This window comes from Glycomyces sp. NPDC046736, from assembly GCF_040645615.1.
Taxonomy (GTDB): Bacteria; Actinomycetota; Actinomycetes; order Mycobacteriales; family Micromonosporaceae; genus Glycomyces.
In genome coordinates this window covers 1-16841 of the sequence record NZ_JBEYYO010000021.1, presented here as the reverse complement: position 1 = coordinate 16841, position 16841 = coordinate 1, and the positions used below count along the sequence as shown (strand labels likewise).

Annotated in this window: 9 protein-coding genes and 2 pseudogenes; 3 read left to right on the top strand and 8 right to left on the bottom strand. The window is 72.7% G+C overall.

Annotated features, from left to right (window positions below):
- Positions 1-104: 104 nt before the first annotated feature.
- From AB0B28_RS19015 to AB0B28_RS18980, 8 genes are all read right to left on the bottom strand, one after another.
- The gene (locus AB0B28_RS19015) at positions 105-2030 is read right to left on the bottom strand and encodes a hypothetical protein (RefSeq protein ID WP_360122940.1); all 1926 of its coding nucleotides are present in this window, start codon (positions 2028-2030) and stop codon (positions 105-107) included.
- Positions 2027-3166, bottom strand: coding sequence for a VWA domain-containing protein (locus tag AB0B28_RS19010; protein WP_360123176.1), 1140 nt, complete (start codon positions 3164-3166; stop codon positions 2027-2029). The genes AB0B28_RS19015 and AB0B28_RS19010 overlap by 4 nt, the downstream gene beginning before the upstream one ends.
- Positions 3163-5451 carry a DUF5682 family protein gene (locus AB0B28_RS19005; RefSeq protein WP_360122937.1) on the bottom strand — a complete coding sequence of 763 codons (2289 nt, stop codon included), beginning with the start codon at positions 5449-5451 and terminating at the stop codon, positions 3163-3165. The genes AB0B28_RS19010 and AB0B28_RS19005 overlap by 4 nt, the downstream gene beginning before the upstream one ends.
- Positions 5448-6539: an AAA family ATPase gene (locus AB0B28_RS19000; RefSeq protein ID WP_360122934.1), complete on the bottom strand. Its 1092-nt coding sequence runs from the start codon at positions 6537-6539 to the stop codon at positions 5448-5450. The genes AB0B28_RS19005 and AB0B28_RS19000 overlap by 4 nt, the downstream gene beginning before the upstream one ends.
- A gap of 23 nt (positions 6540-6562) precedes the next feature.
- On the bottom strand, positions 6563-9928 hold the full coding sequence (locus AB0B28_RS18995) for a DUF4132 domain-containing protein (protein ID WP_360122931.1): 3366 nt from the start codon (positions 9926-9928) through the stop codon (positions 6563-6565).
- 71 nt (positions 9929-9999) lie between these two features.
- Positions 10000-13374, bottom strand: a complete 3375-nt coding sequence (locus tag AB0B28_RS18990) for a DUF4132 domain-containing protein (RefSeq protein ID WP_360122929.1) — start codon at positions 13372-13374, stop codon at positions 10000-10002.
- A 106-nt stretch (positions 13375-13480) separates the two neighbouring features.
- Positions 13481-14629, bottom strand: a complete 1149-nt coding sequence (locus tag AB0B28_RS18985; protein WP_360122926.1) for a hypothetical protein — start codon at positions 14627-14629, stop codon at positions 13481-13483.
- Positions 14626-15027 (bottom strand): GntR family transcriptional regulator, encoded by a 402-nt coding sequence (locus AB0B28_RS18980; protein WP_360122923.1) that lies wholly within the window; start codon positions 15025-15027, stop codon positions 14626-14628. Before AB0B28_RS18980 ends, AB0B28_RS18985 begins: the two co-directional genes overlap by 4 nt.
- A 62-nt stretch (positions 15028-15089) precedes the next feature.
- Here AB0B28_RS18980 and AB0B28_RS18975 point away from each other — a divergent pair.
- The 3 genes and pseudogenes from AB0B28_RS18975 to AB0B28_RS18965 form a co-directional block, all read left to right on the top strand.
- Positions 15090-15743: pseudogene (locus tag AB0B28_RS18975) on the top strand (ATP-binding cassette domain-containing protein); the annotation flags it as partial.
- Positions 15744-15796: 53 nt separating this feature from the next.
- A complete protein-coding gene (locus AB0B28_RS18970; RefSeq protein ID WP_360122920.1) occupies positions 15797-16588 on the top strand; it encodes an ABC transporter permease in 792 nt (263 codons plus the stop codon).
- Positions 16589-16611: 23 nt separating this feature from the next.
- Positions 16612-16841, top strand: a pseudogene (locus AB0B28_RS18965) (hypothetical protein); the annotation flags it as partial.

Sequence of the window (16841 nt, the reverse complement as noted above, 5' to 3'; positions counted from 1 at the left end):
TCGCCGGCTCTGGTGTCGCGGAGCGATGGCTCTGCGGTGTGGTTCGAGTGGCGGCGTGCGTTGGGCGCGGGTTCGTGGCCCGTGCGCCTGGCCCCGGGATCGGGTCAGTGTAGCTCAGCGGTGAGGTGGATCCGGAGTGCCGCGGCGGTCCAGGCGGTGATTCGGGTGGTGTCGTCCTCGTGGGTCAACGCTTTGGACAGTTGGGCGAATTCGTTTGCGGCGCTTTGGAGTCCGACGCGGGCGAGGTGGGCGGCGGCGGTGTCGACGCGGGCGATGGAGGGTGTGCGGGCGCGGCGCAGGCCCGTGTGGGCGAGGTCGGCGCAGACGGTGGCGGCGGTGTCGAGTGCGGCGGTGACGGGGTCGGTGGTGGTGGGGTCTTGGGCGGCGGTGAGGTCGGCGGTGTCGTCGCCGGGGGCGAGGTCGGGGACGGTGAGGCCGGTGGGGGTGTGGATGGCGGTGGGGTCGATGACGATGTCGCCTCTGTGGCGGGTGAGGTGGCCGGCGACGGCGTGGGGGCCGGCGGTGAGGGCGGTTTCGATGGCTTCGAGTGCACCGGGGGTGGCGGCGCGGTGGTGGACGCGCAGGAGTGCGGTGCCGCCGTCGGGGGCGGTGATGCGGGCTTCGAGGCGTTGGGCGGCGGGGTCGTAGCCGAGGTCAGTGACTTCGGCGATGGCGATGACGCGGAGGGTTTCGGCGGTGATGCGGGGGCGGATGAGGCTGGGCGGGAGGTCGGCGAGGTGGGTGGCGAGGGCGTCGAGGTCGGTGGTGCGCAGGGTGGCGGGGAGGTCGTTCCAGGCGCTGCCGAGTGGGAGGACCTGGGTCTTGGCGAGGCGGCCGGTGCCGAGTTTGAGGTTGCGGGCGGCGGTGCGGGTGGCGGCTTCGGTGACGGTGTTGCCTGCGGCGAGGCTGGCGATGCGGCACCCGGCGATGCGGCGGTTCGCGAGTTCGGCGCCGGTGGGGCTGTGGTCTTCGGTGAGGGCCCAGTCGCGTTGGAGGGCGAGGACCATGCCGGTTTCGGGTTGGGCGAAGTAGAGCTGGAGGGTGCGGCGGTCGCCTTCGGTGCCGATGCGGGCGCCGAGGCCGGTGAGGCGGACGAGGGTGAGGGGGGTGGCGTCGGCTTCTTCGCTGCCGAGGATGTGGGTGGCGGGGGTGCCGTGGGGGTGGGCGGCGGCCGCGGCGCGGGCGGGGAGTTCGGTGAGGAGGGCGGCGAGGCGGGCGGGGTCGTAGGCGGCGGAGCGGTCTTCGTAGCGGGTGAGCTGGTCGATGAGGTCGGTGAGTGCGCCCGCGGGCCAGTGGGCGCGGCGGCGGGTGAGGGCTTTGGCTTCGCGTTGGAGGGCGGCGCGGAGGACGGCGTCGGCGCTGCCAGCGCCGTCGAGGAGGACGCGGTGGGTGAGGTCGAGGGCGTCGCTGAGGGGGTCTTCGGTGGTGGTGCCGCCGACGGTGACGGTGGTGGTGCCTGGGCCTGGGGCTTCGCGGAAGGCCCAGGTGGCGAGCACGATCGCGGTGTCGCGGGCGGGTCCGGTGGCGTCGGTGTGGACGTAGCCGAGGCCGGGGACGAGGAAGGCGACGGTGGCGGCGGGGAGTTCGGCGGTGGCGGGCTGGTCGGGGCCGGGCCAGGTGAGGCGGGCGGTGTAGCCGGCGCGGCGGGTGGTCTCGGCGGCTTTGAGGGTGTGGGGGCCGAAGGCGTCGAGGAGTTGCTCGTCGGTGATGGCCGCGGGGGTGGCGGGGGCTTCGGGTTCGGGCTCGGGTGTGTCTTGTTGGGCGCGTTGGTAGGCGAGGACGGCGCCGACGCGGTGGCGGCATTTGCCGGGGGCGCCGCAGGTGCAGGTGGCGGTGTCGAGGCCGCCGTGGGCGGGGAGGACGGTCTCGGCGTCGTCGGGGAAACGCGCGGTGAGGGTGCCGTCGTCGGCGAGGTCGACGGTGGGGACGGCGCCGGCGTCGAGGTCCTTGGCGGCGCGTTTGACCAGGCCGCGGTTGGCGAGGGCGGCGAGGGCGTCGGGGGTGAGTGCGAGGAGGTCGTGGCGGGTCATGTGCCGAGCCTTTCGGCGACGAATTCGACGAGGTGGGAGGGGGTCATGGCGCTGATGTGGGCGCCGTGCTCGGCCAGGCGGGCGGCGAGGGCCCGGTCATAGGAGGGGTTGGCCTCCTCGTCGAGGGCGGCGAGGCCGAGGACCTGGGTGCCCTGCTGGCAGAGTTGTTTGACGGTGTGGACGAGGCGGGTTTCGGAGCCGCCTTCGTAGAAGTCGGTGATGAGGACGACGATGGAGCGGCGGGGGTTCTCGACCAGGCCGGCGGCGTAGTCGACGGCGCGGGCGATGTCGGTGCCGCCGCCGAGTTGGACCTTCATGAGGGTCTCGACCGGGTCGTCCACTTCGGAGGTCATGTCGACCACGTCGGTGTCGAACGCGACGAGGTGGGTCTTGAGGCCGGGCAGGGCGTAGAGGCACGCGGCGGTGACCGCGGAGTGGACCACGGAGCTGACCATGGACCCGGACTGGTCGACCAGGAGCACCAGCTGCCACTGTTCGAGGCGTTTGGCGGTGCGGGAGTGGAAGCGGGGCTTCTCGATCGCGACGCGGCGCTCTTCGGGCCGGTAGTGCTTGAGGTTGGCGTGCAGGGTGGTCTTGAGGTCGAAGTCGCGGGCGCGGCGGTGGCGGCTGGGCTTGCGGTTGCGGCTGCCGGTGAACGCGGTGCGGACCTCGACCGAGAGCTTCTCCACCAGGGCGCGCACGACCTCTTCGACGATGCGGCGCGCGGCGGCCAGGACCTGCGGGTTCATCAGGTGCTTGGTGCGCAGGACCGCTTTGAGCAGGGCCGGGTTGGGTTCGACCCGGGCGAGGACCTCGGGGTCGGTGAGCACGTCGTGGATCTCGTAGCGTTCGATCGCGTCGCGTTCGAGGCGTTCGACGGTCTCCTTGGGGAAGAGCCGGTGGATCCCGTCCAGCCAGTCCACTGTGGTCACGATGGAGGGGTCGTCGCCGCCCGAGCGCGAATCCGAGCGCGCCCCGCCGCGGCGGACCTCCCGCTTGCCGAGGTCCTCGTCGCGGCCGTACAGCCAGTCCAGGGCCGCGTCGCGACCGGCGTTCTCATCGCTCAAGCCCCCGGTGCTGCGCTCGGCGGCGGGCCCGAGGATGAGCCGCCAGCGTTCCAGTTCGGCGCCCATCAGGTCTCCGATCGGTTGGTGGGGAACAGCAAACGCAGGCCCTCGCGCTCCAGCGCGGCCTCCACGCGGGCTTCGAGCGCCATCGACGCGGCCACCACATGCGGGTCGACCTCGTGCCGGGCGGTGAGGGATCGGGCGTCGCCGCCGCCGCGCAGACCCACGATCCGCTCGGCGATCAGGCCCCGCTCGCGGGGCGGGAACATCGCGAACGCCTGACGCAGCGACGCCAGCGATTCGAGGAACTCCCCCTCGGTCAAGTCGCCCACGAGAGTGTCGACCGCGGCGACCACGCCGCCGTCCTCGGGCTCGGCGAGCACTTCCTCACGGGCCAGAGCGAACAGGCCCGCGAGCCAGTCGCCGAGCCGGTCGGGCCCAGCCGCGCCTTCGGCCGCCGCGGCGGCGTCGGCGGACGCGCCGAGCGACCAGGCCAGGCCCAAGGCCGCACCGCGCAGATCCGGCGGGGCGGCCCCGTCGCGGGCGATCCGCTCGGCCGCTTGGGTGACCACTGAAGGGCCGGGAGCGTGCCCGGGCGCGTGGTGCACGGCGTCCCGCAAAGCGGTGAGCGCCTGGAGGCGGCCCAGGTCGGCCGGGCCGGGCGGGGCGTGGAGGCCTTCGACCAGCCACAGGACGCGGTCGCAGCACGCGGCGATCACCGAGGCGTACAGGTCCGAACCGACCGTCCCGAACAGGTGGTCGTGCCGCCACAGGGCAAGGGCCACACCGAGAGCCCGGCCCACGGCGGCGGTGTCGCCGCTGGCGGCGACCGCGCTTCGCACCGCCTGCCCGAGGCGGTCGGTCAGATGCGCGCGCCCGCACAGGGCCGCGTCGAACAGGATCGCCGCCAGGGCGTTGAGGCCGTTGTCGGCGTCGAGGCGCTGTTCGAGGGCGGTCTGGGCGGCGTCGCCGAGGGTCGCGCCGAGCGCGCCGGCCTCGATGAGCGCGGGCAGGCGGTCGGGGTGGGTGCGGACGGCCCAGTGCTCTTCGGCGGTGACGTCGCTGCCCGCGGCCGGGCCCGCGTCGCGGGTGACGCCGGGGACGTTGAGCAGGCGCAGGCAGTGCAGGAGGCGGCTGCGTTCGAGGTCGCGGGCCTTGGCGAGGTCGAGGCGGACGGAGCCGTCGGCGTGGAGGCCGGCTCGTTCGAGCGCGGACTCGGCGTCGGCGACCAGCGGCGGGGCGGGCGTGTCCGGGTGGAGGCGGCCGACCCGCTCGCCGGTGAGGGCGGCGGTCATCTCGACCACGACGGGATGGGTGCCGGCGGTGAGGGTGCCGCGGCGGGTCCACGGGAGGGGCTGTTCGAGGTCGTCGGAGATGAGGGCGCTGGCGAGGCCGTCGAGGAGGTCGGTGCGGCCGGGCCGGTGGTGACCGCGCAGGCGCGCGAGGCCGTCGGTGAGGCTGCGCGCGCCGATGAGGTCCGAAGTGGAGACGTGGAGTCCCTTGCCGCGCAGGCGGTGCGTGATGCGTTGCACGAGCGCGGCCGCGGCGGGCTCGGGGCCGTCCTCCCACAGGCGCTGGTAATACTCCGGTGAGGGCATCCCGGACTGGTAGCCCGCGAACGCGTCGAGCCTGCGGAAGGAATAGGGCACCAGGAACCCGCCGGTGTCGGTGCCTTCGGGAGCCGCCGGGACCTCGGGTCGCTCGGCCGGTCCGGTGGCGGCGAGGCGGCGCAGGGCCGGGGCGTGGAAGCCGCCGCACACGACCAGGACGGGGCCCTCGTGCTCGGCCAGGGCCGAGCGGATCCACGCGGCCATGTGGGCTTCGCGGGCCGTGTCGGCCTCGTTCGCTTCTGCTTCGCCGCGAACGAGGTCGAAGTAGTGGTCAAGGCGTTCGGCCAGGCCGTCCGCGTCCGCGATCTCCACCAAGTGGTCCCAGAGGGCGTCGGAGTTGTCGACGGCGAAGGCGCGGCAGAGCCGTTCGGTCGCTTCGGTGTAGCGGCGTTCGGCGTCGGAGTAGCGGTTCTCGATCCCGTCGAACGCGTCGTGCCAGGCGGGCAGGTCGATGAACGCGACGTCCGCTCCGGTGCGGCGGCCCTCGGTGAGGGCGACCCATTCGGGCGAGTAGTCGCACAGCGGGGCCCACGAACGGCGCACGGCCGACCCGGTGCTGGCGTAGGAGTAGATCGCCACGGGCAGTTCGTGTTCGAGCGCGAGCTCGTCGAGGCGGCCGTTGAAGTCCGCGGGGCCCTCGATGAGGACCGCCGCGGGATGCAACCGGTCGATCGTGTCGGCGACGAGGCGGGCGCACGCGGGCGAGTGATGGCGCACGCCCAGCACGGTGAGGCGTTCGATCATCCGGGCAGCAGATTCCGGGCCTGGTAGAGCGACTGCCATTGCGGGCCTTTGCGTTTGGCGGCCTTCTGTTCGAGGTAGCGGCGCAGCCGCGCGAGGTCCTCGGCGTTGTCCTTCGCCGCGGCCCCGGCCATGCAGTCGACGATGTCGCCCGCTTCGGCCTCACCGCCCCTCAGATACCAGGCCTTGATGCCCACGGCGTGCGCCACCGAGACCGCCTCGGCGGTGGACATGACCGCCTGCGGGCGCCCGCCGGTCGAGGCGTCGACCGAACGCAGGTCGCGGAAGACCCGCACCAGCACTTCGAGGACATCGCGCGAAGGCGGCGCGGGCACGCCCGAGCGGGCCAGCGCGGCGGCGGCCTCGGTCTCGACCAGGTCGAGTTCGGTGTTGAAGTCGGCGATGGGGAACACGGTCTCGAAGTTGAAGCGGCGCTTGAGGGCCGCGCTCATCTCGTTGACGCCCCTGTCGCGGGTGTTGGCGGTGGCGATGATGTTGAAGCCTTCGCGGGCGAAGACCATGGAGTCGCCGTCGAGTTCGGGGATGGCCAGGACCCGGTCGGACAGGGGCGACAGGAGTGAGTCCTGGACTTCGAGGGGGCAGCGGGTGATCTCTTCGAAGCGGACGACGCGGCCTTCGGCCATGCCTTGGAGGAGGGGTGCGGGGACGAGGGCGCGCTGGGTGGGGCCTTCGGAGACGAGCAGGGAGTAGTTCCAGGAGTAGGCGATCTGGTCTTCGGTGGTGGAGGCGCCGCCTTGGATGGTGAGGGTGGAGTCGCCACAGACGGCGGCGGCGATGAGTTCGGACAGGAGCGATTTGGCGGTGCCGGGTTCGCCCACGAGCATGAGGCCGCGGTTGGTGGCGAGCGTGACCAGGGCGCGGTCGATCAGGGAGGGGTCGCCGACGAATTTCTTGGCGATGCCGCGGGATTCGTCGCCGACGACGAAGGTGCGGGCGGCCTGGAGGCTGAGGGCCCAGCCGGGCGGGCGGGGCGCGTCGTCTTCGGCGGCGAGTTTGGCCAGTTCGTCGGCGTAGCGGCGTTCGGCCGGGGGCCGTTGGAGGCGCAGCTCGGGTGTGGCTTGGGAGCTCATGGTGGTCTCTCTGGGTCGGTGGGTCAGCCGCGGCCGGTGACGCGGGCGAGGGCGGTGAGGATCTCGGAGGCGATCAAGGGGTCGACTTCGGGCGGGCGGGGTTGGGTGTCCTTGGCCGTGCCGTGCCAGTAGTAGTCCTCTTGGTCTGCGAGGCGGACGCCGACGAGTTTCTGGATCGGGTTTTCGGCGATCATGCCGACCCAGATGCCCGGTTCGAGGGCGACGGTGACGTAGCCGCCGCCGGGGATCGCGTAGGCGATGCCGGGTTCGACGCCGCCGTCTTCGGGCGCGCCGCGGTGCCAGCCGTGCTTGGTCAGGCCCAGCAGGCGGCCGACTTCGACTTCGACGCCTTCGAAGCGGGCGAGGTGCCCGTCGGTGAGCTCGGCGTCGGTGAAGGCCATGACGGGGCGGGTGAGCTGCTCGAACGGTTGGAGGATCTCGTAGTCGGCGAGGATCTCCGACCAGGCGTCGATCTCCTTGGGCTGCATGTGGAAGGGGTGGGCGATGCGGACGGTGGCGTGCTCGGGGAGGTCGAAGTCGTCGTCGGCGGCACCTGCGTAGGTGCCGTCCTCGGCGATGCGGAACCCGGTGCGGGTGCCGTCTGCTTCGGCGGTCCACACGAGGCGGCGGGCGAGGTGTTTGACCAGCGGGTGGCGGGCGAAGAACCGTTCGAACTCCTCGACGGTCCAGGTGCGGGCCTGGGCCATGGCCTTTTCGAGGCGGGCGACCTGGTCGGCCGAAGTGGAGCGCAGTTCCTTCTTCAGGAGTGTGAACCGCTGGTAGGCCGGTTCGGCGAGTGCGGCGTCGTCTTTCGCGCCGGGTTTGGGCAGGCTCTTGCGGGGCTTGCCGTCGGCGTCGGTGACGTAGGGCTTGAGTTGCTCGTCGAAGCGGACGGTGAAGGATCGCGGCCCGTAGTCGAGGGTGAGGGCGGCCTCGCCGGCGAGTCCGAAGTCGGGGACGAGCCGGTCGGCGAGCTGGTCGCGGGTCAGGCCGAGCTCGGCGGCGATCGCGGCGATCTGCACGCCCGCTTCGACTTTGAGGGCCTTGAACTTGACCTTGTCGGCGATGCCCTGGACGGCGCGCAGGGCGGTCTCCGAGCCGATCGCGCCGAGCACGCCCAGGCCGGTGACGGCGCGTTTGTGCTGGCTCTGGCCGGGCCATTCGCGGACTTTGGGGGCGAGGAGGCGCACGGTGTCGTCGTCGGCGAAATGCGCGAGCTGGGTGAGGGCCCAGCCGTCCTTCGAAGTGCCGCCCGAGGAGAGCCACAGTTGGAACAGGGCGCGGCTGAAGCGGGTCAGGGACGCGGGGTCGCACGCGGCGACCGCGACGTCGAAGCCCGCGTACGGGTAATCCGGGGAGGTCAGGGCCAGGACGGTGACGAGGTGCTTGACCGCTTCGGGCGGGAGGACGGCGGTGCCGTCGGCGAGGGTGACCGGCGGGAGCATCGCGGGGTCGACCCAGGCGGGGAGCTTGGGGACCTTGACGCCGCGCGGCTCCAGCGGGTCGCCGTCGACCAGGGCCGCGATCGCTGCGGTCGCTTCGGGCCCATAGTGTTCGGCCGCGGCGGTGACGGCGGCGGCGCCGTGGCGCATCGCGGCGAGCACGAGGAGCCCTTCGGCGCTCTGGCGGGCCTTGCGGTCGGCGCCGAGCGCGTCGGGGACCAGGAGGCTCACCCCTTCGGGGCCGTGCCGGTCGACCCAGGCGACGGCGCCGGCGCGCGCGGTCTTGAGGCGCGCGAACCAGTCGGCGGCCAGGCGGGCGGCCTCGACGCTGCGGATCGGGACGAGCGCTTCGTGGTAGGCGGGGTTGGCGCGGAGCGTTTCGATGACGCCGGGGACGACCCGGGGGCCGAAGCGGGCAAGGATCGTCTTGCAGTCGTCGGCTTCATAGGTGGAGGTCGTGCCCTCCCAGCGATCGACGACGGTCTCGGCGATCTCCTTGGGCGCGTAGGCGAGGATCGCGCACAGCATGTAGCCGCGGTCGCGGGTGCCGAGGCTGCGTGCGCGTTGGCGCCAGTTCTCCTCGGTGAAGCGGCTGAAGTAGGAGGCCCCGGGGACTGCGCAGGCCTCCTCCTCACCTTCGGCCCAGACCAGGTCGAGGTCGCTTGAGGCTTCGAGGCCGTCGATGGTCACGGCTTTGCGCTTGGGGCGCTTGACCGTCCACGGCGGGGTCACCAGCAGCGGCGGGAGCGCCTCGGGGGCGGCTTCGGGAAGCCCAGCGGGTTTGAGGAGGCTCTCGATCGCGGCGCGGTCGCCCACGTCGAGGGCCGCAAGCGCGGTTTCGGGGGCCTTCGCGGCGAGCGCGGCGAAGCGGGGGCGCAACTCCGGGGCGGCCGATGCGCTCAAACCGGCGATGACGCGCAGCGCGCGCTGCGGGGCGCGGGCGATCGCGGTCTCGGCGGCGGGCAGCGTGAACTGCTCGTCGAGGCGGCTGAAAAGGAACGCGGCGGCCTCGTCGCTCGGAGTCAGGGCGAGGGCCCGGTAGAGGCGCTGGCGGGACTCGGCGTCGGGGTGCTGGCGGATCGTGGCGGCGAAGACCGGGTAGGCGGCCGCACCGAGGCCCGCGAGGGTGTTCGCGACGAGGAGGTCGCTGATCCACCAGTCGGCGAACTTGGTCAGGCGGGCCGCCGCGAGGTGCGCGGGATCTTCGAGGAGGTACCACATGAGCACGGCCGCGTAGTCGTCCATGCCGTTGTCGTGCTCGGCGGCGACCTCGGCGGCCCAGTCGGCGCGTTCGGGGAACAGCAGCGAGGTCAGGAGGCGGCGGGTGGGATCGCCGCGGTGCGTTGCGGCCTCGGCCACCGCGGCCTCGTAGTCGGGTTCGGGCGCGGTGGCGATGAGGCCCCGCGCGGCCGCGATCCCGTGCCGCAGTTCGGTGTGCAGGTAGCTGAGCTGCGAGCGGGTGGAGTCGCGGAGCCGCCGTTCGGCCACGGAGTCGTCCCGGGTGCGGTGCCAGGAGTTCGGCCAGGGGTTGAGGCTCGTCAGTTCGATGAGGGCGCCGACGGCGAAGGCCAGGCCGTGTTCGAGGTACCAGGCGTCGAGTTCGGGCCGGAGGTTCCCGCTGCGGTACCGCTTCTCGGAGCTGAGCAGCACCGCGGCGATGGCGCCGGCCCCGGCCGGGTCGGGAGTCGAACCGGTGGAGACGCTGTCGTTGAGGACACTGTCGAGGTGGCGCAGCGCCGCGGGCGCGTACGGCTGGTTGTCGCTGAGCGCGAACGCGGCCCGCAGCTCGTCCTGGTGCCACTTGATCAGGCCTCGGACGCGTTTGGGCGCTTCGGGGTCGAGCACGACCGGCTCGCCGGTGCGCTTGCCTCGGCGGGGCAGGAGGAGGCCGGTCCAGTCCTCGGGGAGGTCGAGGCGGTATTCGGGGGATGCGGTGTGTTCAGTCATCGGTGTCTTTCGTTGGACCGGGGTTGTCGGCATCGAGCATAGAGCGCGGGTACGACAGCCCTGGCGGGGTTTCAGGGGCGGGTGAGTCGGGTGAGGGAGGCGAGGGCCTCGGAGGCCGCGACCGGATCGAGCGGTCCTCGTGCCGGGGGTTCGGCGCTCTGCCCGGCCCAGGGGTATTCCTCTGTGGAGGTGAGGTGGACGCCGCGGATCGTCTGGGTCGGGGTCTCTTCGACGTAGCCGACCTCGATGCCGGGGTCGAGCGCCACGGTCACGAAGCCGCCGTTCGGCAGCGGGTAGCTGATTCCCCGGGCTCGGCCGCCCGGTTCGGGGGCGGCGCGGTGCCAGCCCAGGCGGGTCATGCCGAGGACTCGGCCGGTCGCGACCGTGGCCCCTTCGAAGCGCGCGAGGCGGCCGGTGGCGAGTTCGTCTTCGGTGAACCGCATTGCGGGGCGCAGGAGCTGGTCGAAGGGCTGGAGGATCTCGTAGTCGGCGAACAGCTTCGCCCATTCGTCCACTTGCGACCCGAGATGGACGGGGTGGGCCAGGCGGATCGACGCGTCAGCGGGAAGGTCTACGGTGTCGTCCTCGACATCGCTGTAGGTGCCGTCCTCGGCGATGCGGAACGCCAGTCGCGCCTCGGCGGTCTCGGCGAGCCACACCAGGCGGCGCGCGAGGCGGCCGGTGAGCGGATGGCCCGCGACGTAGCGGCCGAAGTCCTCCACGGTGTGGGCCCGGCCGGTCACCAGGTCGGCCCCGAGCCGTTTGACCTGTTCGGCCGCAACGGATTTGAGTTCGCGCTTCAACGCCGAGAACCGGGCGCGGGAAGCCTCGGCCGCGTCCGGGTCGTCCTTCACGCCGGGTTTGGGGAGGGCCTTGCGGGCCTTGCCAGCGTCGTCGATCACGAAGGGCTGCATGTGCTCGTCGAACGCGACGGTGAACGAGCGGGGCCCGTAGTCGAGGATGAGCGATGCCTCGTCGTCGAGCCCGAAATCCGGGACGAGACGGTCGGCGAGCTGGTCTTCGGTCAGGCCCAAGGCGGCCGCGATGCCCTTGATCTGCGTCGCGGCCTCGGATTGCAGCGCTTCGAACTTGGAGCGGTCGGCGATCCGCTTCACCGCGCGCAGCGCCTCCTCCGAACCGATCGCGCCGAGCACCTTCAAACCTGCGACCGCCCGCTTGTGCTGGTTCTCCCCCGGCCACTCGGCGATCCTCGGCGCCAGCGCCCACACCGTCTCGTCCTCGGCCACATGCGCGAGCTGCGTCAAAGCCCACGAGTCCTTCGGCGGGGCGCCGACCGCGAGCCACTGGTCGAACACGGCCCGGCTGAACCGCGCCAGCGAGGCCCGGTCGCAGATCTCCACGACGGCGGCCAGACCCGGGTAGGGGTAGTCCGGGGCCGCCAGCGCGAGCACGGTGAGCAGGTGCGGGATCGCGGAGGCGGGCAAGGCGCGGTCGCGTCCTTTGAGGAGCACCTGCGGGAACATGACCGGGGTGGCCCACGGGCCGGGCTTGGGGACGGTGGTGCCGTAGGGCTCGTACGGGTCGGCGTAGATCTCGGTGAGGGCCGCGACCGCTTCGGGCCCATGGGGTTCGGCGGCCTTTGCGACGGCGGCCGCGCCGTGGCGGACTGCGAGGTGCGCCAGGGCGGTCTCGGCGGCCTTGCGGGCCCGCTTGGCCGCGGGGTCGGTGGCGGGGGCGAACGCGTCGGGGACCAGGAGCGGCACGACGTCGAGGCCGTGGTGGTCGAGCCAGGCGGCCGCTTGGGGCCGGGCGGATTTGAGGCGCACCAGTTGGTCGGCGACGAACCTCGCGGCCTCGACTGAGAGGACGGGTTCCAGGACCGGGTCGATGCCGCAGTACTCGATCGCGGCGGTGACTGCTTTGGGGATACCGATCTCGCCGAAGCGGGCGAGGATCGCGATGGCCTGCCAGCCGCCGGGTTCGTCGCCGGAGGCGGCCCATTCGGCCACGAACTCTTCGGCGAGTTCGATCGGCCCGTGGGCGACCAGGACGCCGAGGCGGTCGCGGCGATCGACGGTGTCGCCTCGGCGGAGGGTCTCGGCGTGCTCGTACCAGAACTGCCGCACCTCGCCCAAGGGGTCGTCGCGCAGCGGTTCGTCGGCGTAGTCTAGCCAGTGCCGGTGGCGGCCTTCGGGCCAGACCAGGCGCGGCTCGCCGATCGGGGCGAGGCCTTCGATGGTCACGGGTTTGTGCCTGGGGCGCTTTCGGGTCCAGGGCGGGGCGGTGAGGAGCTGGGGAAGGTCGGCGGGGTCGGCTTCGGGGACGGCGGTGCGGGAGGCGGTGAACGCGGCGATGGCGGCGCGTTCGGCGTCGGTCAGGTTGTCGAGGGCCGCGGGTCCGGCGTGTTCGGCGAGGGCGGCGAAGCGGCCCCTGAGGGCGGTGCTGACCTCACCCGTCTCGACGGCCAGGGAGCGGAGCATGAGTTCGGGGTGGCGCTCGGCGGCCTGGACGGCGGCGTCGAAGGCGTGGGGCTGGTCGAGGTTGGCCACGAGGTGGTCGGTGGCCTCGGAGGTGGGCAGGAGCGCGACGGCCTGGTAGAGGGCTTGGCGCACGGGTTTGGCCTGGTGGTAGCGGCTGCCGAGGGTGGTGGTGAGGACGGGGAGGGCGGCGGTGCCGAGGCCGTCGACGAGGGCGGCGATGGATTCGACGTCCATGTAGTAGTCGTGGAGTTCGGTGATCCTCGCGGCCTTGAGGTGGGCCTTCTCGCTCATGGCGTGGAGGACGACCTTGTCGAAGCCGATGTTCCAGGGGCGGTTGCGGTATTCGTTGCAGGAGTCGAGGACCCAGTCGCGGCGTTCGGGGAACAGGAGCGCGGCGCCGAAGATCTTGCCGATGGTGTCGCGGTGCTCCGCGGCGGCGGCGAGCGCGGCGGTGTAGTCCGCTTCGGGTGCGGTGGCGAGGTGGGCGCGGATCTCGGCGAGGGTGCCGTTGTCGATCTCACGGGTCAGGGAGCGGGTGTTGTGGATCGAGGTCGGCAGGAGCACGAGGTCTTGGAGGGGGACTTCGACGTGTTTCCAGTGGTAGCCGATCATCTCGACGTCGCCGCGTTCGAGCCAGGCGCGCACGGTCCAGGCCAGGCCGTGGGTCTGGAGCCAGGCGTGGAGTTCGAGACGGCTCCACTCGTCGGGGTCGTGGGGGCCGACGTAGCGCAGGAGCTCCCCGGTGACGGCCGCGCCGCGCGCGTCGGGTCGGCCCTCGTAATAGGCGGCGACGGCGTTCTTGTGGCGGCGGTTCTTGCGCATGTGGAGGGCCCGCTCCATGAGTTCGGCCTTGTCGGCGAGCGCTTCGCGGAGGCGTTGCGGTGCGTCCGGGTCGAGCGCGGGCGGGGCCGGGGCCGCGGGCCGGTCGCGGCGCGGCAGGACCTTGGCGGCGAAGGCCTTCGGCAGCTCGATCGAGACTTGTTGGGGCGCAACGTGTTCAGTCATGGTCGTCCTTCATGCGGCGAGGGAACTGACTCATGAGGGTAGGCCGGGGGTGCGACAGTGCCTCTCGAACGCGGTCAGGATTCGGCGGCGCGACGCTGAACGGCGGTCAGAACCTTGCGGTGCTGGGGAGGTCGAGCACGCCGAGGGCGTCGAGCGCGGCGGTAGCCGAGGCGGCGACGGTGATCGCGGCGATGACGAGACCGGCGAGACGGCCGCCGGGGCTGCCGAGGTTGATCGTCCACTGCGCGCCTCCGGCCCTCTGGTGGACGAAGACGGCCGGGTCGTCGCGGTTGAGGTAGACGAAGCCGCCGAGGTGCCAGTGGCGGTCGTCGTCCCTCTGGAGCAGACCGGTGTCCTCATCGGCCTCGCCGGGAGCGGCGGGCAGGCGGTGGCCGCCGGTGCCGACTTTGAGCTCGAAGCGGATGTGGGCGATGGCGATCGCGACCAGCGGGGCGAATACCAAGGCGGTGGTGACCGGGGAGGCGGGCGCGATCTCCCATAGCCGCAACGCGACCCCGAGCAGGGTGAGGTTGACGCACGCGGCGATGAAGCCGCCGAGGAGGCACACCGAGCGCAGGTAGACCCGGTAGCGGCGGGCGGTCCCGGCCGGGCGGGCGGCGTCGATCTCGGGGCGCACGCGCACGACCCCGGCGAGGCACAACGCGGTGACGAGCGTGACCGCGCCCTGGGCGACCACCGGGTTCCACGCGGTCCAGAACCCGGTCGCGACCCGTTCGCCGCCGTCGAGGTCGAGGCCCTGGAGACCGGGGAGCGTCTCGGGCAGCGGGACCGCGAAGCCGACGACGACCGTGGCCGCGGCGATCGCCGCCGCGGGGGCGAGGGCGAGCCAGGGGACGCGCACCGGGTCGGTGCGGAAGCTGAGATCGGCGGTGACGGCCTGCTTCGCGCCGCCGTACCAGTCCCCCGCGCGTTTCGCCTCGCGCACAGCGCGGCCCGCGGCGAGATACGCGGCCAGGCCCACCGCGACGAGCACGAGCGTGGCGGCCGTAAGGGCGACCGCCTCGCCGAGCAGGAGCACGAGCGGGAACGCCAGCGCGGTGACCGCCACGCCGGAGGCGATCACGGTGCGGGAGTAGCGGCCCCGCGCGTGGGCGATCGCGGGGTCGGCGACGCGGCCTTCGGGGACGGCCACGCCGAAGGGCAGTGTCGGGCGGCTCAGCGCGGGCACGGTCCACCACACGGCGGTGGCCGTGCCGGTGGAGGCGAGCAGCAGGGTGAGCGAGGCGAGGTTCACGGGGTCTTCCCTTCGGCGGGGGTGAACGAGTCGAGCACTCGGGTCGAGCGCTCGTGGACTTCCTCGGCGGTGAGACCGTGGGCGACGGCCTCGGCGAGGAGGATGCGCAGGCGCTCTTGCCAGGCATCGGCGACACCGGGGTCGGGCGGCCCGGAGGCGCGGTCGCGGCGGACCACCGCGCCGCTCTTGCGGTTGACGCGGATGAAGCCCTCGCGTCGCAGCAGGTCGTAGGCCTTGTTGACGGTGTGGAAGTTGATCGCCAGGTCCGCGCCGAGCTGCCGCGTGGACGGCAGCGGGGTCTCGGCGGAGAGTTCCCCGGCGGCGATGGCCGCGACGACCTGATCCCGGATCTGCTGGTAGATCGGGATCTCGCTGTCCACGTCGAGCGTCAATCGCATCTCAGGACTATATCTGATATACATGAGCTATAACAGATAGCTGTGATGTCCAGGAGGCACGCATGACCCCCGTCCCGATCGAGGTCCGGAACCTCGCCAAGCGCTTCGGCGACGTCGAGGCCGTCGCCGGCGTCTCGTTCGACGCCCGGCCCGGCCGCGTCACCGGATTCCTGGGCCCCAACGGCTCCGGCAAGACCACGACCCTGCGGATGCTGCTCGGCCTCGTCGCGCCCGACGCCGGCACCGCCCGCGTCGGCGGTCGCGCCTACCGCGACCTGCCCGAACCCGCCCGCACCGTCGGTGCGGCCCTGGAGGCCGACGGCTTCCACCCCGGCCGCACCGGCCGCGACCACCTGCGCGTCTACGCCGCGATGCTCGGCCTGCCCGACGCGCGCGTCGACGAGGTCCTGGCCCGCACCGGCCTCGAAGCGGCCGCCGGACGCCGCGTCGGCGGCTACTCCACCGGGATGCGCCAGCGCCTCAACCTGGCCACAGCGATCCTCGGCGACCCGGCGGTGCTCGTCCTCGACGAGCCCACCAACGGACTCGACCCCGAGGGCATCGCCTGGCTGCGCGGGTTCCTGCGCGAGGCCGCCACCGAAGGGCGCACGGTGCTGGTCGCCAGCCATGTGCTCGCCGAGGCCGAACGGCTCGTCGACGACGTGCTGATCATGCACCGCGGCGGCCTCGTCGCCGCCGCGCCGCTCGCCGAGCTGACCGGTGAGGCGAACCTGGAGACGGTGTTCCTCGACCGGATCGGAGCCCTGGCGTGAACCGCTTGATCCGAGCTGAGATGCGCAGGCTGCTCTCGACGCGGCTGTGGCGCTGGGGCCCGCTCGCGGCCCTCGCGTGCGGCGGCGGGCTGACGCTGCTGCTGGTGCTCATCGGGCCCGAGCGGTTCGAACCGCCGATGCCCGGCGTCGAGACGGCCGCCGGGGTGCGGATCGTGCTCTCGGCGGTCGGACTGACCGTGCTGGTCCCGGCCCTGTTCGGGGCACTCGCGGTGACCTCGGAGTACCGCCACCGCACGATCGGGCACACGTTCCTGTTCGCGCCCAAGCGATACCGGGTGCTCGCCGCGAAGCTCGCGGCCTACGCGGCGGCGGGCGCGGTCTACGGCGTACTCGTCGCGGTCGCGGTCGCAGCGGCCCTGTACGCGGGCGCGGCCGCTCGCGGCGTCCCGGTCGGAGTCTCGTTCGGGGAGGTCGCGGCGATGCTTTCGGGGCAGGCCGCGGCGATGGCCGCGTACACGGTGATCGGAGTGGGCTTCGGCGCCCTGGTACGCAACCAGACCGCGACGCTCATCGTCCTCGGCGGGTACCTGTACATGGTCGAGCACGCGCTCGCGCTCGTCCCCGGGTTCAACGCGGTCTACCCGTTCCTGCCCGGCGGCGCGACCGCCGCGCTCACCGAGTCGAGCCTCATGCGCGAGGCCGCCGCGGCCGCGGGCAGCGCCCCGACGCTGCTGCCGCCGCTGCTGGGAGCGGCGGTGCTGCTGGCCTACGCGCTCGCGGCGTCCCTCGCGGCGGTCACCGCGCCCATGCGCCGCGACGTCACCTGAAACCGTTCACGAAGGAGCACCTCATGGCCACTGTCCAGACCACCGATCGTCATCTCGTCGTCCGGCTCCACGGCGCGCGCCGCGCGTTCGGGCGGTGGCGGCCGCTCGCCGTCCCGTGGGCGAACGTCACCGGGGTCCGAGCCGACCCCGGCCAGGCCCGGCGGTTCCCGGGCGCGAAATGGGGCGTCGGCTCCAACATCCCCGGCGTGGTGAACGTCGGCTCGTTCATGCGCGAGGGCCGCCGCGACTTCTG

What these genes read in the sequence shown, in the direction of transcription:
- AB0B28_RS19015 (WP_360122940.1), bottom strand. Translation starts at nt 2,030, where the DNA reads ATGACCCGCCACGACCTCCTCGCACTCACCCCCGACGCCCTCGCCGCC.
- AB0B28_RS19000 (WP_360122934.1), bottom strand. Translation starts at nt 6,539, where the DNA reads ATGAGCTCCCAAGCCACACCCGAGCTGCGCCTCCAACGGCCCCCGGCC.
- AB0B28_RS18990 (WP_360122929.1), bottom strand. Translation starts at nt 13,374, where the DNA reads ATGACTGAACACGTTGCGCCCCAACAAGTCTCGATCGAGCTGCCGAAG.
- AB0B28_RS18995 (WP_360122931.1), bottom strand. Translation starts at nt 9,928, where the DNA reads ATGACTGAACACACCGCATCCCCCGAATACCGCCTCGACCTCCCCGAG.
- AB0B28_RS18980 (WP_360122923.1), bottom strand. Translation starts at nt 15,027, where the DNA reads ATGCGATTGACGCTCGACGTGGACAGCGAGATCCCGATCTACCAGCAG.
- AB0B28_RS19005 (WP_360122937.1), bottom strand. Translation starts at nt 5,451, where the DNA reads ATGATCGAACGCCTCACCGTGCTGGGCGTGCGCCATCACTCGCCCGCG.